The sequence below is a fragment of the Halorubrum sp. SP9 genome (genome assembly GCF_005435015.1).
GTDB lineage: Archaea > Halobacteriota > Halobacteria > Halobacteriales > Haloferacaceae > Halorubrum > Halorubrum sodomense.
Map to the genome: position 1 here is coordinate 66200 of NZ_SGXU01000005.1, position 20655 is coordinate 86854.

The window sequence follows — 20655 nt, forward strand, 5'->3', positions numbered from 1 at the left end:
TAGCGTTCTGTTTCGGGGGCGGTACCGTAGCGTTCTGTTTCGGGGGCGGTACCGTAGCGTTCTGTTTCGGGGGCGGTACCGTGGCGTTCCCGACTGTCTCCGTGCCGTTCACCGCTGACGGCGTCCCGTTCTCGACGGGTACGGTCGTCACGGCGAACGCGCTTCCGTTTGACCCGCTTACTTCCTTCAGTTCCTCCGGCGTCTCGAACGTCGTCGGCACGTCGACGCTCGCCGAGAGGACCGCGACCGTGGCCCCGCCGGTGAACGCGACGCCCCACACCAACACGGCGAGCGCGAGGAGCGCGACGAACCCGTGATTTGCCGCCATCAGTCCCCCTCTCCGGCGGCGTCAGGACGTGCGGTCGGCGTCTGTACCGGTGCCGACTCGTCTGGTTCCACGCGCTCTTCGTCTGTCGCGACGGCTGCCGAGTCCGTCTCGTCGCCGTCCCGTTCGCTCTCGGAGACCTCGCCGGCGACGGCCGTTTCCGACGCGTCTCTCTCCGGCTCCGCCGCGGCGCTCTGCCCGCTCCGGTCGAGCACGCCGCTCGCCGGCACCCACATCGCGAGCGCCCCACACAGGAGCGTCGCGGTCGCTACTGCCGCCGCGATCGCGACGGCGCTCCGGAGTTCGAACGCGACGTACACCGCGTACGGGGCGAAGACGACGAGTACCGCCGCCGCGCCGCCGACCGCGTCGACCGAGACGCCGCCGGAAGCCCCCGCGGCGTCCGTCGCGGGGGCGAGCTCGGACTCGGTTGCGAACTCGAACTGCGCCGTCTCGGCGTCCCCTCGGTCCGGATCGTCGGTCGCGGTGGCTGGCGACTTCGACTCGTCGCGACCGCGGACGATCGACCAGACCTCCGTGACCGCGAGCAGTCCGAAGGGGAGCAGCACCAGCGCCACGAACCCGACCCGCGTGCCCGCGAACTGGATCACGTACCCGATGTACGGAATCGTCAGCGTCACGACGCCGACGAGGTTCCCGGCCGGGACGAGCCCCGGATCCGGTCCCTCGTTGGCGTCGCCCATCGTCTCGAACGCGAGCGCGCTCGCCTCGTCGACCACGTCGATCACGCGATGCGTCACCGGCACGTCGCTCGTGCCGCGGACGAACGTGATCACGTCGCCCTCGGCGATCGCGGCCGGGTCGCGCTCGGCGATGATAACTACGTCGCCCGGCGCGATGGCGGGCGTCATGCTCGCCGTGAGCACGACGAAGCTCTCGTCGGCGCCGACGACCTCCGGGGCGGCGTACACCGCGAACGGCGCGACGAGCGCGATCAGCAGGACGATCCCGAGTACGTTCGCCGCGCGCTTCGTCCGTGGTGATGTGAGTAGTTGTGTCATCAGTTCGCCTCCGTGCCGTCGTCTCCGCCGCCGTCGCTTCGACCGTCGCCGCCGGCGTTCGCGGATTTGCCGTCGGGCTTCCCGGGCGTTCCGTTCTCTTTTCGGCCGTTTCTGCCGCCGTCGCCGTTTCCACCGCCGTTACCGGTCCCGCTACTGTCGCCGCCTTCCTCTTCGCCGTCACCGGTGCGGTCGTCGCCGCCTTCCTCTTCGCCGTTACCGTCGCCGGCGCAGACGCTGATCGTGACGTTGCTGACCCCGTATCGCTTGTCGTTTCCGGGGTTCAGCGGCGCGAACACAATCTCACCTGTCTCCGGAGACGCCGGGTCGATCTCGACGGACTCGGGGGTCCGGTCCGGTCCGCCCTTGACCGCCACGGAACACATGTTCGGCCCCGGATTTCCGTCGGCGTCCCGAAGCCGGAACGCGACGCCGACGACCTCGCCGTCGTCCTTCGTCTCGACCTCGGTGATCTCGATCTCGTACGATCCCGCGTCCTCGAGCCGGAGCACGTCGCCCGGCCCGGTCGACCCGCCGAAGTTCGTCTTGCCGAACTCGACGCACTCGGGGCAGTCCAACTCCGTCTCATCGCAGACGACATCTGCGAACGGGTTCGCCCCCGGCGCGTTCGCCTCGGCCTCCGAGACGTGGCGACACTGCTCGGCGTACAGCCGGAACGTCAGGTCGGTCGTCTCACCGCCCACGTCTGGCGAATCAGCCGGCAGGTAGGGAGCCACCTCGACGACGATCGAACCGCCGTCGGGGCCGGCGGCGAGGCAGCCGTCGTCGATTCGCGCCCCGGTCGCGAGCAGGCGCTCGACCTCGGCGAGGGGCCGGTAGCCGCCCGTCAGCGACGCGCCGTCGACGACGACCTCGACTTCGAGCGCGTCCCCGAGCGGGTCGTCGTCGTCGGGGCAGCGCGTCGCGAGCCACACCCGCACGGGGTTCGCTGACGCACCGATCTCGAACCGCTCAGGGTCGGGACGGCCGTCGAACGTCGTCCGGTCGACCGCGAACGGACCGACGGTGACGGTCCCGTCCGTGAGCTCGTCGTTTACGGTCACCCCGACCTCGCCGGCGCCGAAGGCGTTGTTCGCGAACGTCTCCCGGTCCGCGAGGTACGCGCCCGTGCCGAGGCCGCTCGCCATCCCGACCGCGCCGACGCCGCCGATCCCGGCGAGCAGCCGGCGGCGGCTCAGTCCGCTCGGGCGCCGTCCCCGGTCGCTTCCGGGAGTCATGCGCCGCCTCCGGCCGTGTCGCCTCCCGTCGCGGGGTTCGTCTCGAAGGGGTTCCCCTCGGAACCGCACTCGTCGGCGACGAACTGTACGAGGAAGTCCACCGCGCCGCCCTGTCCGGCGTTGCCGCCCTCGCCGGTAAACTCCCACTCGAAGGTCAGACAGCGCTGCTCACCGGGTCCGAGGCAGCCGTCGCCGAGCAACCCCGGACGCAGCTCGACGCCGTCCGCGAGCGCGGACCCGTCGATGTCCGCGAGCGTCCCGTCGGCGATCGGCGTCCCGACGCTCGCGAACTCGCCATCTGCGCCGCCGCAGCCGCCGATCCCGAAGATCCCGGTGTCCTGTCGGACCGTGAGCGAGATGCGCTCCGCGAGCGCTGCGCTCGCGGCGTCGGGGTCGTCGAGCCCGGGGTCGATCTTCAGCCACACGCGGGCGGTGCTCTCGGGGTCTTCCAGTCGGAGGCCGACGCTCGCCGTGCCGTAGTCGTGCGGCAGTACGTTGTCGACGTCGACGAGCCGGATCCCGGCCGCTCCGACGTCGTCGACCGCGCCGACCGGGCTCGCATCGACGGCCGTCCCGTTCTCCGTGCGCCGCCACCCGACGAGCAGATTCACCGGATTCACCCGCGCGTCCGTCTGGGCGTACGTGTAGTCCGTGTACTCGTCCCAGTTGTCCGTCCCTGTCCGCCGTCCGGAGGCGGCCCCGAGGGTCGCGAAGCCGACGGCTCCGACGCCTGCGAGTGCCTCCCGCCGCGTAAGTCCTGATTCCTTCTGTGTCATTGTGTGTCGTCGCGGCTCCGAACGGCCGTGTCGTCGATGTGATCTCTCGTCTCTGCCCTCTCTACCGTCGCCGTAGTCGTATGTATACGCGTCATACCTGACCGGTCCGGTGACCGTACCCGGCGGTACGGGCGTCGTACCCCACCGCAGTCGCCGGATCGGCCCCGCCGTCGATCGGCTTCGACCGTCACGTCGCGATGGGTCCGAAACCCCCGATCAGGCCGACACCGACGGCCCGGCGCCGTCGTTATGGCGCGCCTGTTCGGTGTAGAAGCCCAGATCGAAGGCGAGCGTGTCGCCCTGGATCTCGTTGCCCACTTCGAGGGGCAGCTCCCACTCGAGCGCGACGCAGTGCATCACGCCGTCGCCGCGGAACGCCTCGCGGTCCGGGTCGTCCGCCGGGTCGTTACGCTCGTCGTACGGCGTCGACCGGTTCCCGTCGAGCGGAACGCCGTTCCCGTCGGCGAGCGCCGCGAGGACGTTTCCGAGCGAGTCGTCCATGATGACCTTCTCCTGTGCGGTCTGTGCCGCGAGGTTGCCGAACACCGTCGGGATGTTGAGCGGATCGCTGACGTCGTTAAAGAACGCCGGGTCGCCGCCCGAGCCGCCGGCCGCGCCGGCCATCGCCTGGAGCGTGCTCGCGCTGCCGTCGACGTTGATCGTGTACACGTTCGTTGCGGGATTCGGCGACGCCGCGCGGGCGTCGGCCGCCGCGCCGGTCGGCGATGAGAACGACGTGCTGCCGTCCCCGTTGAACGACTCGCCGTCGGATAGGACGATGTTCCGGTACTCGACCCCGCTACGTCCGTTCGCGTCGAGCTCGGCCTGCGCGTCGTCGACGCCCTCGCCGATGTAGGTGCCCGTCGCGATACCGTTCGCGTTCGCGAACGGATCGGGGTCGCCGTCGCCGTCGCCCGGCGTCGAGGGGCTGGGACCGGTCACCACGTCCGCGAGCTTCTGCCGGAGATCCGTCAGCTGCGCGTCCACCACGGAGAGGTCGCTCGTCAGGCCCTGGAGGACGCCCGTCCGCGGGACGGAGTCGTCGCTCCCCTCGCCGTCGAAGTACGCGACGCCGACCTGAACGTCGGACCCCTGCGACTGGAGGTAGCTGACGAACTGGCGGGTGCCGAGCTCGACGAGGTCGATCTTCGTCGTCTCGGCGTAGGTGGTCCCGCCGACCGTGACGTCGTCCTCGCTGACGAGGCCGCCGTACTGCTCGTACAGCATCGAGCCCGAGAAGTCGAGCGTCAGCATGATGTCGACCGGCTCCGCGCCGTCGTACACGTTGTCGCAGTCCTCGTCGTACCAGAGCCGCGCCTCGATGGCGTCGCCGAGGTCGCCGAGGTTGTCCGGGTCGACGATCTGCTCCGGCTCGGTGGCGGTGCCGCCGTCACCGTTGACGTCGCTCGCCTGCATCCAGATGTAGCCGGGGTTGTCACAGAGGTGGAGCGAGAAGGTGATCTCGCCGGAGTCGCCGGGCTTCACGTCGGTGAGGCGGACCAGCGTCTCCATCTCCTCGCCCGTGACCGGGTCCGTGCCGAAGTCCGCCTCCTCCAGCGGCGGGATGGTTTCGCAGTCCAGCACCCGGAGGTTCGCCCCGTTGCTGTCCGGGTCGTCCTCGTCCGGGAAGTCGCTGTACGTGAACACCTCGCCGTCGATCTCGATCGACTGCTCGCCGTCGCCGTCGTGGTCCGGGTGGGCGCTGACGAACTGATTCCCCTCGCCGAAGTCGTACGTCTGCTGCCAGTCGACGAGGAGGTCGAGCTGGCCCGCGGTGAGGGTGTTCCCGTCGAACGACTCGGTATCGTTGAAGTACGCCGTGGTGCCGAGGCCCGCGCCCGCGGAGGCCACGCCCACCGCGCCGAGGCCGGCCAGCACCGTTCGCCGCGACAGTCCGATCGTGTCGATGTCGTCGTTGTCTGTCATGAGTGTAATTCCCCGAAGGGAGTCCCACCAACGGGGTCGAACCGTCGTCCCGGCCGCCCGCGCGGGTCCGGGGTGGGAGGCGGTCACGCCGCTTCGAGCGGCGCCGTCAGCGCGTCAGTCGCTGAACTCGATCGCGTTCGAGCTGTTGTAGAAGTCCGGGCCCAACGAGGGGTCCACGTTGACCTCCGCGATCGGTCCCTCGCCGCCGGTGCTGCCGTACCCGAGTAGGCGGAACGTCGAGGCGATCTCGCTGTTCGGGATTCCGAACACGATCGTGTCGCCGACCTTCGCCGCCGAGAAGCCGGCCGGAAGCGGCTGAGCCGGACCGTAGCTGCCACTGTTGTTCTCGGTGTATCCGAACGGGGCGTCCGGGAACCCGGCGTTGGGCTGCCAGATGACCTGCCAGTCGTGCGTGCCGTCGTCGTCCGCGTCGACCGCCACGGGCAGATTCGTGCTGGAGTAGTCCGCCGTGTCGAGGAAGTCGACCCCGTCGCCGTCGTCGGCGAACGCGAAGCTCAGAACGGTCTGATTCTGGCCGAACGAGACGCTGGTGTAGACGTTCCCCTCGGTGGGGTTCGCCAGGGTCTGACCCTTCCAGCTGTTGTCGTACGCCGTGACGACGGTCTCGTCGACGCAGGGGTTGTGCGCCCCGTCGTTGTGGCGAGCCTGGACCGCGTAGAACTCGAAGTCGAACATGACCGAGTCCGTCTGGATCTCGTTCTCGACGCTCGTCGGCACCTCCCATGTGAAGCAGACGCACTGTTCGTCGACGTTCGGTTCGCCGTCGGTGAACGCCTCGGTGACGCCATCGAAGGTGGGGCGATCCGCGAGCGGCGCGTTCGCGTCACCGTCGCTGGACAGCGGGACGCCGGCTTGGAGCGCGAGCATGACTTCCGCCAGCGACCCGGAGACGATCTCGTCGCCGATGACGTTGCCGCCGTCGCCGTCAGGCGTACAGTACGAGACGGTGACCTCCATCGCGTCCGCGAGGTCTCCCGTGTCCGGGGTCTCGTCGTCGTCCATCTCGGGCTCCGTCATTCCGTTCTCGTCGTTCCCGGTCAGCTCACCGCACATCCACATGTACGCGGGGTTGTCGACGATCGAGAAGCAGAACTCGCCCTCGCCGGAGTCGCCGGGCTTCAGGTCGGAGACCTGGATGCTGAGGGGCTCGCCCTCGATCTGCTGGCCCTCGATCCCGACGACGTTCCCGTCGACGTAGGTGCCGGGCTCCGTGGAGTACTGCGCGTAGCTGCCCTGGTCCTCTGAGTAGTCGACGTGGACGAACAGGTCGAGCGAGCCGGCCGTCAGCTCGTTGTTCGCGAACGTCTCCGTGTCGTTGAAGTACGCCGTGGTGCCGAGGCCCGCGCCCGCCGAGGCCACGCCGACCGCACCGAGTCCGACCAGCATCTTGCGCCGCGATAGTCCGATTTTGTCGTCGTTCATTGTGTATCATCCCCGAAGGGAACTCCCGGCGGCGGTCGCGAACCGCCGCGTCGGCCGCCCGAAGGCGCCGAGCCGGGAACCGGACGTGTCTCGTCGTCCGGGGCCGCGTCGCTCCGAGGAGCTAGTTCTGACCGCTCACGTTGCCGGTGCCGTTGGGTGCGGGACCGGGGCTGGTGCTGTTCACGTCGGTCCCGTTGAACGCCACCTGAGGATTGTCGTTGTGCCGCGACTGCTCGGCGTAGACGGCGAGATCGAAGCTCACAGAGTCGGTCTGGATCTCGTTGCCGACCTCCGCCGGGAGCGTCCACTCGAAACCGATGCACTGGGTGGTCGCGCCGGGGTACGGCTGCCGACCCTCCACCTGGCGGTCGCCGTCGAGCGCCTCGCCGTCGGCCAGCTCCGCGAAGACCTCGCTCATCGTGCCCGAGAGGATCTTCTGTTCGCCCGCGAGGACGATCTGGGCGATCTCGGCGTAGACGGTGTCGAGGTCGGACGGGTCGGGCGCGACGAAAGCGTCGTCGGGAGAGCTGGCGACGCTCTCCAACAGACCGGTGTCTGCGTTCCCGAGCGCGATGGTGAAGATGCGGATCCCGTTGTTCTTGGCATCGTTCGCGGCGTTGATCGCGGCGGTGTCGTCAGACTGCCCGTCGCTCAACAGGATCATCACCTTCGACGCGCCCGGCGTGGCGATGGTGCCGTTGAGGAGTTCGTCCTCGCCCTCGATGATACCGGCGGCGATCGAGGTGCCGCCGCCCGCTGTGTAGTTGTTGATCGCGTTCTGAACGGCTTGGTAGTTGGTCGTCAGCTCCTGGTCGGTCGACGCGCCGGAATTGAACGAGATCGCAGCGGCCTCGTCGGGCGACGAGAGGTTGCCGACGAAGCTGGTCGCGGCCGTCTTCAGCGCCGAGAGCGGTGCGCCGCCCATCGAGCCGGAGACGTCGCTGACTAAGGCGACTTCCAGCTCCTGCTGCTGGCCCGTGCCCGTGGGCTCGTACACGTTGTCGCAGTCCTCGTCGTACCAGACGCAGACCTCGATTGCGTCGGCGAGATCGCCGATCCCGTCGGTGTCTTCGCCCTCGTCTTCCAGTTCGGGCTCGGACTGACCGTTCTCCGCGTTCTCGGTCAGCTCGCCCGCGAGGTAGAGGAACGCGGGGTTGTCACAGATGTGAATGCTGATCGTCACTTCGCCGGAGTCGCCGGGCTTCACGTCGTCAAGCGTGAACACCGGGATCCCGTCACCGTTGACGAGGAACTCGTCCGCCTCGGGCGAACAGAAATCGAACTCCTCTCCCGTAACAAGGTCCTCCCACGCCTGCATGTCCGCGGGGCTGGGCGCCTGATCGAGCAGGTACCGCCCGTCGCCGAGCTCCTCGGCGTCCGGGTAGCCCATGGACTGGACGTGCTCCAAGCGGCCGGGACCGCCGAGGTACGTCGACTTGTAGTCCAGTTTCAGGTCCAGCTCGCCCGCGGTGAGCGTGTTGCCCTCGAACGACTCGGTATCGTTGAAGTACGCCGTGGTACCGAGTCCCGCGCCCGCGGACGCGACGCCGACCGCGCCGAGGCCCGCGAGCACCTTGCGCCGCGAGAGTCCGATTGTGTCGTTTGTGTCTTGGCTCATGGTTTCTCCCCCGACTCGCCCCCCGTCCGCGATGGGCTGACCGAATCGGTTACTTTCCCCTCCGAGGGACACCCACCTAGTTACGCGTTCCCACGTCACCGTCGAACGGACGATTCCAGCAGGTAGAACGTCTCACGGAACCGGTCAACGGTCTCGTTCGACGGACGGTTCGGTGGTCCTACCGGGAGCGATCTCGCCCGCAGGCGTTCCGTACTGTCGCCACCGAACCCGGTACGAGAACCGTACTCGACGTGTCGGATCCGACAAGCTGCTCGTACCCTCTTCCCTCGATCGGCCGCTTCCCCGGGTAGCGAGCCCATACATATGACTCCGTCCGACGCAGTGGGTGACAGAACTCGGGCGCCGCCGAGCGCGGCCGCCCGGAGCCCACTCCATGAAACTCCGAAACGACGTGTTACCGGCCGAACAGGTGTACGCGATCCTCGCGAACGAACGCCGTCGCCGCGCGATCGAACAGCTCGGCGCCGTCGGCGGGACGGTCTCGGTCAACGAGCTGTCGACGCTCGTCGCGGGCCGCGAGACGGGCGAGACGCCCCCGCCGAAGCGCTGTCGCGAGAGCGTGTACACGTCGCTCGTCCAGACGCACCTGCCGAAGCTGGCGGACGCGGGCGTGATAGCGTACGACCGCGAGACGCAGACCATCGAGCTCTCTCGCCGCGCGCGCGACGTGCGACTCTACACGGAGGTCCTCGCGCCCGGCGGCGCGACGTGGTCGGAACTCTACCGCGCGCTCGCCGTGGGCTCGCTGCTCGTCGTGCTCGCGGCGCTCCTCGACGTCCCGCTCGTGTCGGCCGTCGACCCGGTCCTCTGGACCAGCCTCGGTCTCGGCGCCTTCGCCGCCGCCAGCGCGGTCCAGCTGTGGGTCAACCGCTTCTCGGTGCTGCGGCAGCTTCGGCTCCGGTGACTGGGCTCGAAAAACTGACTCCTTCTCCGTCGTACTCCGCTCTCCTATCCGAACTGTCGGCCTCCCCTACTCGGCGGCGGCCGCGACCGACTCCGGCAGCCGCAGCTCGAACAGCCGCGCGTCGCAGCCGGCGCATCGTCCGGCGACCACGTCGTAGCTCGAACAGCAGGACTCGACGACGCGCTCTTCCAGCCCGACTTCGCCGGCGCAGCTCGGGCACTCATCGACGAACAGCCTGAGCGCGCCGAGCACCGCGCTGCGGTCCGCGAGCGCCAGCGTCGTCCAGTCGTCGCGGGTCGCCGTCAGCACGCGGTCGGCCGCGACGTCCGCCCGGAACGCCGCGCGCGACTCCCAGTGGCCGATCTTCTCGTCGCCCGCGTACGCGAGCCCGACGCCCTCGTACCAGTCGATCGCCAGCTCGTCGGTGTCGATCCCGGTGAGCGTCGCGAGCGCCGCCACGTCGTCGCGGTCGCTTCGGTCCCCGTCGCCGCCAGCGTCCCTCGGCTTGCCCGTCGCCGCCGCCCGCCACGCCGCGGCGAAGTCGGGCGCGAACGCGAAGTCGTCGCCGGCGGGCGTCTCGACGAGGATGTCGGCGTCAAGCAGGTACGTCTCCGGATCGATCTCACCCGACTGACGGGCGGCTATCTCCCTTGAACCGGGCGTTTTCCCGAACAGCGCGAGGACCCGCTCCGGGAGGTATCGCTTCGTGAGTTCGGGCGTCCCCGGGACGAGGTAGCCGCGGAGCCAGATCGCCGCGAGCGCGGCGCCGAACCCGGCCGCGCCGAGGAGCGGCGCGCCGACCGCGGCCACCGCTGCCCCCCCGACCGTCGCGATCCCGACGTTGACCGCGGTACAGGGCAGACAGCGGTTCGCGCCGGTGTACTCGGGCCGTCGGAGTCGGTCGACGGCGGCGCGTGCGGGTCGTCGGAGGCGATCGGCGGCCGCGTTTCGTGACGCGTTCATACCGGTTCGGACGGCGCGTGCCGACCTATGTATGCGCCGCCTACCGCCGCGTGCGTCGCCTCCCGCCGCGAACCTGTTTCGGCGATCGATAGTTACGGAAAACGACAACAGCGGACGAGAATCGCGATTCGACGGACCTACTATCTCAAGAATCCTCATTCGCTCGGTTCTCAAAGCGTTTCCGTGTACTTCGCGCGTCGATACACGCCGCGATCTACCGCCGACTCATTAATAGAAAATTATATGTTGTGTCTAATCAATATGCTCTCAACCCACATGGGCGAGCCATGACATCACAACTCATCGGATCGGAGGTGCCCTCGCCCGCCGATGAGGACGGTCCGTCGCGCGACGAGGTGTTCACGGCGCTGAGCAACGCGCGGCGGCGGAACGTGATCGAGTACCTGAACACCAACGGCAGCGAGGCGCGCGTCCGCGACATCGCGGAGCAGCTGGCGGCGTGGGAGAACGGCGTCGAGATCCCCGAAGTGACGTACAAGCAGCGCAAGCGAGTGTACACGGCGCTTCACCAGTCGCACCTCCCGAAGCTGGCCGCCAGCGGCTTCATCGACTACGAGTCCGACCGGGGGTTGGTCTCGCTCACCGAGGAGAGCCGGCAGCTGGAGGTGTACCTGGAGATCGTCTCGGACAACGAGATCCTCTGGAGCGAGTACTACGTCGGGCTCGCGGTCGTGTGCGGGCTGCTGGCGACGGCGGCGTGGGTCGGCACCGTCCCGTTCGGCGCGGTCTCGGGGTACGCGTACGCGGTCCTGTTCGCGCTCGTGTTCGCTGTCTCCGGGCTCTTCCACCGGTCGTCGACGAAGCGGAACCGACTGGGCTGACGACGCATCGGCGCCCCTCCCCGCCCGAACTCACCGCGCGGACACCCGCAGGGTTTTAGCCGCGCACGGCGGGAGTACGGACATATGGCAACGGGGATCGTCGGGGAGTTCCTCGATCTCAAGGCGGAGACGGACGCGGACGTCCTCGCGATGCAGTGCGGCGACTTCTACGAGTTCTTCGCGGACGACGCCGAGCTGGTGGCCGACGAGCTCGACCTCTCGATCTCGCAGAAGTCCTCTCACGGCTCGTCGTACCCGATGGCCGGCGTGCCGCTCTCGGAGCTGACGCCGTACGTGAACGCCCTGGTCGAACGCGGCTACCGGGTCGCGGTCGCGGACCAGTACGAGACGGACGGGGACGACCACGCCCGCGAGATCGTCCGAGTCGTCACTCCCGGGACCGTCCTCGAAACGAGCGACGACGACGCGCGCTACCTCGCGGCCGTGGTGCGGGACGAAGCGGCCGATTCCGACGCCGACGGCCCTTACGGGCTCGCGCTCGCCGACGTCACCACCGGCCGCTTCCTCGCCACGACGGTCGACGACGGGAGCGACCTGCGGGCCGAGCTCTACCGCTTCGACCCGGCGGAGGTCCTCCCGGGCCCCCGGGTCCGAAACGACGACGGCCTGCTCGGGGCGGTCCGCGAGGACCTCTCGGGACGCGTGACCGCGTTCGACGCGGAGGCGTTCGCGACCGGGCGCGCGCGACACGCGGTTCGCGAGCAGTTCGGCCGCGAGACGACCGACAGCGTCGGGCTCGACTCGGAGCTCGCGGTCCGCGCCGCGGGCGCGGTCCTCTCGTACGTCGAGGAGACCGGCGCGGGGGTGCTGGCCTCGATGACCCGCCTCACCGCGTACGGCGCCGACGACCGGGTCGACGTGGACGCGACCACGCAGCGCAACCTCGAGATCACCGAGACGATGCGGGGCGACGCCGACGGCTCGCTGTTCGACACCGTCGACCACACCGTCACGGCCGCCGGCGGGCGGCTGCTCCGCGAGTGGCTCACCCGCCCCCGCCGGGACCGCGAGACGCTCGCGGCCCGACTCGACGCGGTCGAGGCGCTGGCGTCCGCGGCGCTCGCGCGCGATCGGATCCGCGAGGTGCTCGACGACGCGTACGACCTCGAACGGCTCGCGTCGCGCACGACGAGCGGGAGCGCGGGCGCGCGAGAACTCCTCTCGGTCCGCGACACGCTGGCGCTGCTCCCGGACCTCGCCGACGCGGTGGCGGGGACCCCCCTCGACGACTCGCCCGCGGCCGCCGTCCTCGACCGCGTCGACCGCGAGCGCGCGGCCGACCTGCGCGAGGAGCTCGCCGAGGCGCTCGCGGAGGACCCGCCGAAGGCGAAGACCGGCGGCGGGCTGCTGAAGGAGGGGTACGACGAGGAGCTCGACGAGCTGATCGGTCGCCACGAGTCGGTAAAATCGTGGCTCGACGGCCTCGCGGAGCGCGAGAAGCGGCGACACGGGCTCAGCCACGTCACCGTCGACCGCAACAAGACGGACGGCTACTACATCCAGGTCGGGAAGTCGGTGGCGGACCGGGTGCCCGAGGGGTACCGCGAGATCAAGACGCTGAAGAACTCGAAGCGGTTCGTCACCGACGAGCTGGCCGAGAAGGAGCGGGAGGTCCTCCGCCTGGAGGAGGCGCGCGGCGAGCTGGAGTACGAGCTGTTCGAGGCGCTCCGCGAGCGCGTCGCCGAGCGCGCGGAACTGCTCCAGGACGCCGGCCGGGCGATCGCGGAACTCGACGCGCTCGCCTCGCTCGCGACCCACGCGGCCCGCCGAGACTGGTCGCGCCCGGAGCTGACGGAGGAGCGCCGGCTCGACGTCGAGGCCGGGCGCCACCCGGTCGTCGAGGGGACGACCGACTTCGTCCCGAACGACCTCCGGCTCGACGCCGAGCGCGGCTTCCTGATCGTCACCGGGCCGAACATGAGCGGGAAGTCGACGTACATGCGGCAGGCCGCGCTGATCCAGCTGCTCGCGCAGGCCGGCTCGTTCGTCCCCGCCCGCGCGGCCGAGGTGGGGCTCGTCGACGGCATCTACACCCGCGTCGGCGCGCTCGACGAACTGGCGCAGGGGCGCTCGACGTTCATGGTCGAGATGCAGGAGCTGTCGAACATCCTTCACTCCGCCACCGAGGACTCGCTGGTCATCCTCGACGAGGTCGGCCGCGGGACCGCCACCTACGACGGTATCTCCATCGCGTGGGCCGCGACGGAGTACCTCCACAACGAGGTCCGGGCGCGTACCCTCTTCGCCACCCACTACCACGAGCTGACGACGCTCGCGGACCACCTCCCCCGCGTCGCGAACGTCCACGTCGCCGTCGACGAGCGCGACGGCGAGGTGACGTTCCTCCGCACCGTCCGCGACGGGCCGACGAACCGGTCGTACGGCGTCCACGTCGCCGATCTCGCGGGCGTGCCCGACCCCGTCGTCTCCCGCGCGGACGAGGTCCTCGGCCGGCTCCGCGAGGAGAAGGCGATCGAGGCCCGCGGCTCGCGAAGCGCGGGAGACGGCGACGGCACCGGCTCGGGCGCCGGCGAGGTTCCGGGCGGCGGCGCGGGGGACACGCAGCAGGTCGTGTTCGACCTCTCGTCGGGGTCGTTCGCGGGCGGGGACGGCGACGAGGGGGCGGCAGGCACTGGCGGCTCGGCCTCCGAGGGGAGTCGAAACGGAGCGGAGAGCGGGTCGATGGCGGCCGGTTCCGGCGAGCGCGCGGAGACCGCAGAGACCGCGGCGCCCGCGGCCGCCGACCGGCTCGACCCCGAGACCCGCGCCGTGATCGAGGAACTGAGCGACGTCGACGTCGCGGAGACTCCGCCGGTGGAGCTGCTCTCGCGGGTCCAAGAGTGGCAGGAGCGGCTGGACTGACCGCGCTGCGAGACGGACGCACGGGCGCGTCTGACGTAAGAACTAATGTCCGACCACGTCGTGTGGTGTGTATGGGCATCATGAGCAAGATCCTCGGCGGGAGCGGGAATCGTTCCGTCGACGACTACGTCGAGCTCGACACGGACGACTTCGCCGACGCGCACGCGGAGACGGGCACACAGGTACACTTCGCGGAGATCGCCGACCAGAGCGACGTCGTCCCGATCAAAGACGCCGTCTACGACGGCGACTTCGTCATCGCTGACATCACCCGTCACTCCACGTCGGACCGGACGATAGAACGCGTCTACGACGAGCTTCGACAGGTGGTCGAGGAGGTCGACGGCGACATCGTCCAGAAGGGCGACGACCAGATCATCGTCACGCCGACCGGCGTCAAGGTCTCGCGACAGAAACTGTAGCCGCCGCGTTCCGGCGGTCTCGCTCCGTATATCCTTCCGTGATCCCGATTTACGCCCCGAATCCGGGCGTACGCGGTCGAACCGTGTCATATATGCCGTTCTCTCGCCCACGTAGAGTCGAATGGACGAGCCGGTCCTGCTGACGGGCGCCGGCGGACGGGTGGGGCAGGCCATCCTCCGCGGCATCGGCGGCGACTACCAGTGGCGGCTCCTCGACCGCGAGCCGCTCCCGGCCGCGAAGGTTCCCGCCGGCGTCACCGACGCGGACCGATACGTCGCGGACATCACCGACGAGCGCGCCGTCCGCGAGGCGGTCGCCGACGTCGGTGCGGTGATCCACCTCGCCGGCGACCCCCGGAAGACGGCGCCGTGGGACTCCGTCCTCCGGAACAACATCGACGGCACGCAGGTCGTGATGCGCGCCGCCGCCGAGGCCGGCGTCGAGAAGTTCGCGTTCGCCTCCTCGAACCACGCCGTCGGCGGTTACGAGACCGAAGAGCGCACGCCGGACCTGTACCGCCCCGACGACGACTACCGGCTCGACGGCAGCGAACTCCCCCGCCCCGGCAACCTCTACGGCGTCTCGAAGGCGGCCGGCGAGTCGCTCGGACGCTTCTACCACGACGAGTTCGGGATGAGCGTCGTCTGCGTCCGGATCGGCAACCTCACCAGGGACCACCCGCCCCGCGAGTACGAGCGCGGCCAGGCGATGTGGCTCTCGCACCGCGACTGCGCGCACCTGTTCGACCGCTGTCTCCGGGCCGACTACGGCTACGAGGTCGTGTACGGCATCTCGGACAACGACCGCCGCTACTACTCCATCGAGCGCGCCCGCGAGGCGCTCGGCTACGACCCCGCCGACAACTCCGCCGACTACACCTTCGAGGGCAAACCCAAGTCCGACCGCGACACCGAGACGAACGGCGGTCGCTACGGCGAGGACTCGTTCGCGTCGGACGCCGATCGGCCCGCCCCGGAGTCGCCCGCCGAACCCAACTTCCCCGCCGACCCGGACGACGCCTGATCGGCCCCACGCTCAGAACAGCCCGTCGACGTCGCGCCGCTTCCGCGCCTCGCGTTCGACGTGATCGCCCAGCCGCGCGGCCACCTGCGGTCGCGCGTCCGGCGTCCGAAGGTACGCGAACAGCAGTTCGGCGAACTCGGTCCGTCCCGTCCCGCGCTCCTCGCGAGCGAACTCCGCCGCGGTCGCGAGCACCTGCGGATCGCCCGGTTCGCCCGCCCTCGCGAGCGCCGGCGCCGCGACCCCGGCCGCGGCGAGCGACAGCCGGCCGAACGCCGGCGTCTCGTCGTCGACCCGGATCCGCGGCGCACTCCCCGCGTCCGCGTCCGTCGAGGCCGCGGCGAGTTTCTCGGCCCACTCTCGGACGGAGGCCAACGCGACTCCCCGGGAGTCGGAGACGCCCGTCAGCGCGGCGACGGCGTCCGCCGCGCGCTCGGCGGCGCCCGAGTCGTCGCCGTCGGCCGCGCGGTGCGTCGCCGTCGCGGCCGCGGCCAGCCCCCGGCGCAGTCGCTCGACGTCGGCGGCGTCGCGGTCGCCGTCGCGCTCGGCGTCGCCGTCGTCGTCTGGCGGTCGCCCCCCCGAACCCCAGGCGCCGCTCGCCGCGAGGAAGCGCCCCTCGTTGAACAGCGCGGCGCCGGCGGTGATCGCGACTGACGCGGACGGCACGTCGCGCTCGTCTCGGTCCGAACCGGAGTCGCGGTCGGTCACGCCTCGCGGTCGGCGGCGACGAGTGATAAATGGCGAGTTCCGCGACTCCGCGAAGCGGAGCGAAACGTCAGCGGCGGGGCGGAGGGCGAAACGTCAGCGGCGGGGCGGAGGCGGTGCTCGCCCGCGGCGGGCCGATCAGGCCTTCCCGACGGCGCCGTCGTCGTCCGGTAGCCGGACGGTTCGATCGACCGCCCTCGGGTACCGGCGGTGAAGCGCCGCGCCCGCGACGGCACCGCAGAGGGTCGCCAGCGCGACCGCCGCCGCGGTCGGGAACGAGAGGGCGGCGACCGTCAGCACCGGTAGCGCCGCGAAGGCGACCAGCGCGCCCGGCGACGGGAGGGGATCGGACGGGTGGGGGTTCGCGTACGGATCGGGGTGGACTGTGCGTCCGGAGGGGGATCGGTCTGCTGTCATCGTCTGGTAGTGAGTCGTGGCGCGAGGCGTTCGCCTCGCGCTTCGAGCGGATTCGGTCGTCGAAAACGGTACGAGTGGGGCCGTCGCGTCGAGAGAGGGGAGGCGCGCTCGCTTCGGCGGCGAGTCGGCCGCCCCCGCGTCGAGGTCACGCGGCGACGGTGCCGAGGAGAGCGGCGACCGGCCCGCGGACCCGTCTCCGGACGCTCCAGCGGGGGGCGAACGTCGGAATGGGGTCGCGGACGGTCATAGATTCGACCCGGTGGCGGGGGACCGACCGGGCGTACGTTCACCGAACGACGGAACCGAGTTAATAGTTCCTCGTGTGTGTGGACCAATACCGCGGTCGAAGGGCCGCCGTTTCCGGGTGCTCCACCGTCCGCGGCCCCGTCGGTCGCTCCCCGCTCCGCTCGCCGTTTGGTGCCTCGAAAAACGTCCTGACGGAGTCCGACGCGAGCGGAGCGAGCGTCGGGCAAGTCAGGACCGAACGCGGCGGCTCCCGAGCGAAGCGAGGCAGCCGCAAAGTGAGCGTCCTGACGGAGATTTGAACTCCGGTCCCTGGCTCCGCAAGCCAAGAGGATAGTCCACTACCCTACCAGGACTCATCTCAACGTATCGCGGTGGAACATAAGACGGTTACGGTCCGGCGGTCGCGTGCCTGCGGTCCGCACGCACTCCCGACGCGGATGAACACCTTTTGTATCGGAGGGCCCCATGAACGCCTATGAGACGCCTTCGAGCCGCGACCGGGACCCGAGTCCGTCGCCTCACCGACCGGGCGGGCTCCGGCGCGACCCCCCGACAACGGCAACGCTTATCCGCGAACTCACCGACCACGGAGGTACGCGTATGGGAGCCATAGAGGAGGTGTACGAGGACCTCGACACCGATGTCGAGTTCGAGGAGTTCGAGGCCGCCGTCGAGGACAAGGTCGAGCAGATGGGCGGGCTCGCGGACGAGGAGACCGCAGCGATGCTCATCGCGCACGAGCTTCGCGACGAGGAGGCAGACACCATCGCCGACATCGAACCGGGGATGAACGAGGTGAAGTTCCTCGGCAAGGTGACCGCGATCGGCGAGGTCCGAACGTTCGAGCGCGACGACGAGGAGGCCGACGAGGGCCGGGTGTGTAACGTCGACGTCGCCGACGCCTCCGGCTCGGTCCGGGTCGCACTCTGGGACGACATGGCCGCGGCCGCGGAGGGCGAACTCGAGGTCGGACAGGTGCTCCGGGTCATGGGTCGACCGAAGGAGGGGTACAGCGGCCTCGAAGTGAGCGCGGACAAGGTCGAGCCGGACGAGGACGCCGAAGTCGACGTGCAGGTGCTCGACACCTACCGCGTCGAGGACCTGACGCTCGGCGCGTCCGACGTGGACCTCGTCGGACAGGTGCTCGACACGGACTCGATCCGGACGTTCGACCGCGACGACGGCAGCGAGGGGCGCGTGGCGAACCTCACCGTCGGCGACGAGACGGGCCGCGTGCGCGTCACGCTCTGGGACGACAAGGCCGACCTCGCCGACGAGTTCGAGCCCGGCGAGGTGGTCGAGGTCGGTGACGGCTACGTCCGCGAGCGCGACGGCGACTTAGAGCTCCACGTCGGAGACCGCGGCACGGTCGAGCGCGTCGACGAGGACGTCGAGTACGTTCCGGAGACGACCGACATCGCCGACCTGGAGATCGGCGAGACCGTCGACATCGGCGGCGGCGTCATCGAGACGGACCCGGTGCGCACCTTCGACCGAGACGACGGCAGCGAGGGACAGGTCAGAAACGTCCGGATCAGAGACGAGACGGGCGAGATACGCGTCGCGCTGTGGGGCGACAAGGCCGACCGCGAGATCGACTTGGCCGACCGCGTCGTCTTCACCGACGTCGAGATCCAGGACGGCTGGCAGGACGACCTTGAGGCGTCTGCGAACTGGCGTTCGACCGTCTCCGTCCTCGACGGCGAGAGCGACGCGGCGGCCGGCGCAGCGAGCGGGGCGTCGGGGTCCCGTACGGAGGGGAGCGGTGACGCCGCCGACCGCGACGCGAGCGAGACCGGCCTCGGAGCCTTCGCGGAGGACGGGCAGAAGGCGGCCGCCGAGGCCGTCGCCGGCGAGACGACCGGAGACGACGGGGGCGGTGCGACCGGCGGTGCCGCGGCCGCGACGACGGAGCCGTCGACCGAGGACGTCGAGTTCACCGGCACGGTCGTCCAGACGGGCGATCCGGTCGTGCTCGACGACGGCCAGCAGACGCGGACCGTCGAGACCGACGCGAGCCTCCGGCTCGGCGAGGAGGTAACCGTTCGCGGCCCGGAGCGCGACGGCACCATCGACGCCGACGACGTCTTCTGACGCGGGTCTCTCCCGTCCCGATCCGCCCACGGACCCGGCCGCGATGCGGCTAACGGAAAGCGTTATACGATACACGGACGCGACTGTGTGTATGAGTGTCGAGTTGCCGTTCGCGCCGGTCGACGGGATCATCCGGCGGAACGCGGGGGAACTCCGCGTCAGCGCGGACGCCGCCGAGGAGCTCGCGCGACGGATCCAATCGCACGGCGCGGAGCTAGCCATCGACGCGGCCGAGCAGGCGACCGCGGACGGCCGGAAGACGCTGATGGCCGCGGACTTCGGCGTCGAGCAGGTCGTCAGCCGGGAGGACCTCACGCTACCGGTCGCGCCGATCGACCGGATCGCCCGACTCCGGATCGACGACCGGTATCGCGTCGGCGTCGACGCGCGCGTCGCGCTGGCCGACATCCTGGAAGACTACGCCGACAACGTCGCGAGCGCGGCCGCGACGCTGGCCCGACACGCGGACCGGCGAACGGTACAGGCCGAGGACATCGAGACGTACTTCGCCCTCTTCGAGTAGATGCGGTTCGGCTACAGCGAGCGGTGCCTCGACCACGACACCGGCGAACGACACCCGGAGAACCCGGACCGACTCCGCGCGATCCGCCGCGGCCTCGCGAAGCGGCACGGCGTCGAGTACGCCGAGGCGGACCCCGCCGAGAAGGCGGCGGTCACGGCGGTCCACGACCCCGACTACGTCGACGAACTCGAGTCGTTCGTGGCGGACGGCGGCGGCAGTTGGGACCCCGACACCGTCGCGAGCGAGGGGACCTGGGACGCGGCGCTCACCTCGGCCGGCCTCGCCCAGTGGGCGGCCCGCGAGGCGCTCGACGGGTCGACCGGCCGGCAGACGCCGTTCGCTATCGGTCGTCCGCCGGGCCACCACGCCGTCACCGACGACGCGATGGGGTTCTGCTTTTTCAACAACGCCGCGGTCGCGGCCCAGACCGCCCTCGACGAGGGGCTCGCTGACCGCGTCGCGATCTTCGACTGGGACGTTCACCACGGCAACGGTACGCAGGACATCTTCTACGACCGCGGCGATGTCTTCTACGCCTCGATCCACGAGGACGGGCTCTACCCGGACACGGGCGCCCTCGACGAGACCGGCGAGGGAGACGGCGAGGGGGCGACCGCGAACCTCCCGCTGGCGGCCGGCGCCGGCGACGCCGACTACCTGTACGCCGTCGACGAGGGGATCGCGCCCGCGGTCGACCGGTTCGACCCCGACCTGCTGATCGTCTCGGCGGGCTTCGACGCGCACCGCCACGACCCCATCTCGCGGATGCGCGTCTCCTCGGAGGGGTACGCGCTGCTGACCGATCGGATCCGGACGCTCGCGGACGATGTCGGCGCCGCCGACGCGTACGTCCTCGAGGGTGGCTACGGCCTCGACACGCTCGCCGAAGGGGTCTCGATGGTCCACGAGACGTACGACGGCCGGACCCCCGTCGACACCGACGAGGAGCCGGACGAGAAGACGGAAACGCTCGTCGACGACCTCCGGTCGGAGCTGGGCCTGTAGTCCGAGCTCCTGACCGGTCGCTGGCGCTCCTCGCTCGGAGTCGACAGGAACGCCCGGAGCGGGATTTGAACCCCGGTCGTGCCGCTCGTTTCACTCGCTTCACTCCCCAGTTCAAATCCCTTCTACGGTTTCTGCTGTCGCGGTACTCGCTCGTCGCTGCCGCTCCTCGCTCGTTATTGCGACAGCAGAAACGCCCGGAGCGGGATTTGAACCCGCGTCACGACCGTGACAGGGTCGTATGATGGGCCACTACACCATCCGGGC

17 protein-coding genes, 2 tRNA genes and 1 pseudogene are annotated in these 20655 nt (G+C 70.0%); 8 read left to right on the forward strand and 12 right to left on the reverse strand.

The window, feature by feature from the left end:
- From EXE45_RS21215 to EXE45_RS04795, 7 genes and pseudogenes are all read right to left on the reverse strand, one after another.
- A pseudogene (locus EXE45_RS21215) lies at window positions 1-328 on the reverse strand (hypothetical protein); the annotation flags it as partial.
- On the reverse strand, window positions 328-1347 hold the full coding sequence (locus tag EXE45_RS04770; RefSeq protein WP_137693678.1) for a signal peptidase I: 1020 nt from the start codon (window positions 1345-1347) through the stop codon (window positions 328-330). The gene EXE45_RS04770 and the pseudogene EXE45_RS21215, both read right to left, overlap by 1 nt.
- Window positions 1347-2582 carry a hypothetical protein gene (locus EXE45_RS04775; protein ID WP_137693679.1) on the reverse strand — a complete coding sequence of 412 codons (1236 nt, stop codon included), beginning with the start codon at window positions 2580-2582 and terminating at the stop codon, window positions 1347-1349. The genes EXE45_RS04770 and EXE45_RS04775 overlap by 1 nt, the downstream gene beginning before the upstream one ends.
- Window positions 2579-3358, reverse strand: coding sequence for a hypothetical protein (locus EXE45_RS04780; protein ID WP_137693680.1), 780 nt, complete (start codon window positions 3356-3358; stop codon window positions 2579-2581). The genes EXE45_RS04775 and EXE45_RS04780 overlap by 4 nt, the downstream gene beginning before the upstream one ends.
- A 216-nt stretch (window positions 3359-3574) precedes the next feature.
- Complete coding sequence (locus EXE45_RS04785) at window positions 3575-5284, reverse strand: SipW-dependent-type signal peptide-containing protein (protein WP_092920563.1); 1710 nt, start codon at window positions 5282-5284, stop codon at window positions 3575-3577.
- A 114-nt stretch (window positions 5285-5398) separates the two neighbouring features.
- Window positions 5399-6727, reverse strand: coding sequence for a SipW-dependent-type signal peptide-containing protein (locus tag EXE45_RS04790; protein WP_137693681.1), 1329 nt, complete (start codon window positions 6725-6727; stop codon window positions 5399-5401).
- Window positions 6728-6848: 121 nt separating this feature from the next.
- On the reverse strand, window positions 6849-8345 hold the full coding sequence (locus tag EXE45_RS04795) for a VWA domain-containing protein (protein WP_137693682.1): 1497 nt from the start codon (window positions 8343-8345) through the stop codon (window positions 6849-6851).
- A gap of 394 nt (window positions 8346-8739) precedes the next feature.
- On the opposite strand from EXE45_RS04795, the gene EXE45_RS04800 reads away from it, so the two are divergent.
- Complete coding sequence (locus tag EXE45_RS04800; protein ID WP_137693683.1) at window positions 8740-9270, forward strand: hypothetical protein; 531 nt, start codon at window positions 8740-8742, stop codon at window positions 9268-9270.
- A 66-nt stretch (window positions 9271-9336) separates the two neighbouring features.
- Here EXE45_RS04800 and EXE45_RS04805 read toward each other — a convergent pair whose 3' ends face one another.
- The gene (locus EXE45_RS04805) at window positions 9337-10233 is read right to left on the reverse strand and encodes a hypothetical protein (protein WP_137693684.1); all 897 of its coding nucleotides are present in this window, start codon (window positions 10231-10233) and stop codon (window positions 9337-9339) included.
- Between the two features lie 287 nt (window positions 10234-10520).
- Between EXE45_RS04805 and EXE45_RS04810 the strand changes: the two genes are divergently transcribed.
- From EXE45_RS04810 to azf, 4 genes are all read left to right on the forward strand, one after another.
- Complete coding sequence (locus EXE45_RS04810) at window positions 10521-11075, forward strand: hypothetical protein (protein WP_092920568.1); 555 nt, start codon at window positions 10521-10523, stop codon at window positions 11073-11075.
- An 84-nt stretch (window positions 11076-11159) separates the two neighbouring features.
- A complete protein-coding gene (gene mutS, locus EXE45_RS04815; RefSeq protein WP_137693685.1) occupies window positions 11160-13958 on the forward strand; it encodes a DNA mismatch repair protein MutS in 2799 nt (932 codons plus the stop codon).
- A 71-nt stretch (window positions 13959-14029) separates the two neighbouring features.
- The gene (gene sepF / locus EXE45_RS04820) at window positions 14030-14380 is read left to right on the forward strand and encodes a cell division protein SepF (protein ID WP_137693686.1); all 351 of its coding nucleotides are present in this window, start codon (window positions 14030-14032) and stop codon (window positions 14378-14380) included.
- 121 nt (window positions 14381-14501) lie between these two features.
- The gene (azf, locus tag EXE45_RS04825; RefSeq protein WP_092920571.1) at window positions 14502-15404 is read left to right on the forward strand and encodes an NAD-dependent glucose-6-phosphate dehydrogenase Azf; all 903 of its coding nucleotides are present in this window, start codon (window positions 14502-14504) and stop codon (window positions 15402-15404) included.
- A gap of 12 nt (window positions 15405-15416) precedes the next feature.
- Here the strand turns inward: azf and EXE45_RS04830 are convergent, their stop codons facing one another.
- The 3 genes from EXE45_RS04830 to EXE45_RS04840 all read right to left on the reverse strand — a co-directional run bounded on the left by EXE45_RS04830 (window position 15417) and on the right by EXE45_RS04840 (window position 17122).
- Entirely contained in the window at window positions 15417-16109 is a 693-nt protein-coding gene (locus EXE45_RS04830; protein ID WP_137693687.1) for a hypothetical protein, read from the reverse strand.
- A gap of 135 nt (window positions 16110-16244) precedes the next feature.
- Window positions 16245-16523, reverse strand: coding sequence for a hypothetical protein (locus EXE45_RS04835; RefSeq protein WP_241989421.1), 279 nt, complete (start codon window positions 16521-16523; stop codon window positions 16245-16247).
- Window positions 16524-17049: 526 nt separating this feature from the next.
- Window positions 17050-17122, reverse strand: a tRNA-Arg gene (locus EXE45_RS04840).
- Between the two features lie 247 nt (window positions 17123-17369).
- On the opposite strand from EXE45_RS04840, the gene EXE45_RS04845 reads away from it, so the two are divergent.
- The 3 genes from EXE45_RS04845 (at window position 17370) to EXE45_RS04855 (ending at window position 20391) form a co-directional block, all read left to right on the forward strand.
- Window positions 17370-18863: a single-stranded DNA binding protein gene (locus EXE45_RS04845; RefSeq protein WP_092920573.1), complete on the forward strand. Its 1494-nt coding sequence runs from the start codon at window positions 17370-17372 to the stop codon at window positions 18861-18863.
- 91 nt (window positions 18864-18954) lie between these two features.
- Window positions 18955-19386 (forward strand): histone family protein, encoded by a 432-nt coding sequence (locus EXE45_RS04850; protein ID WP_092920574.1) that lies wholly within the window; start codon window positions 18955-18957, stop codon window positions 19384-19386.
- Window positions 19387-20391, forward strand: a complete 1005-nt coding sequence (locus EXE45_RS04855) for a histone deacetylase (protein WP_137693688.1) — start codon at window positions 19387-19389, stop codon at window positions 20389-20391. It abuts the gene before it with no gap.
- A gap of 191 nt (window positions 20392-20582) precedes the next feature.
- On the opposite strand, the gene EXE45_RS04860 is transcribed toward EXE45_RS04855, so the two are convergent.
- Window positions 20583-20655: transfer RNA gene (locus EXE45_RS04860), tRNA-Asp, on the reverse strand.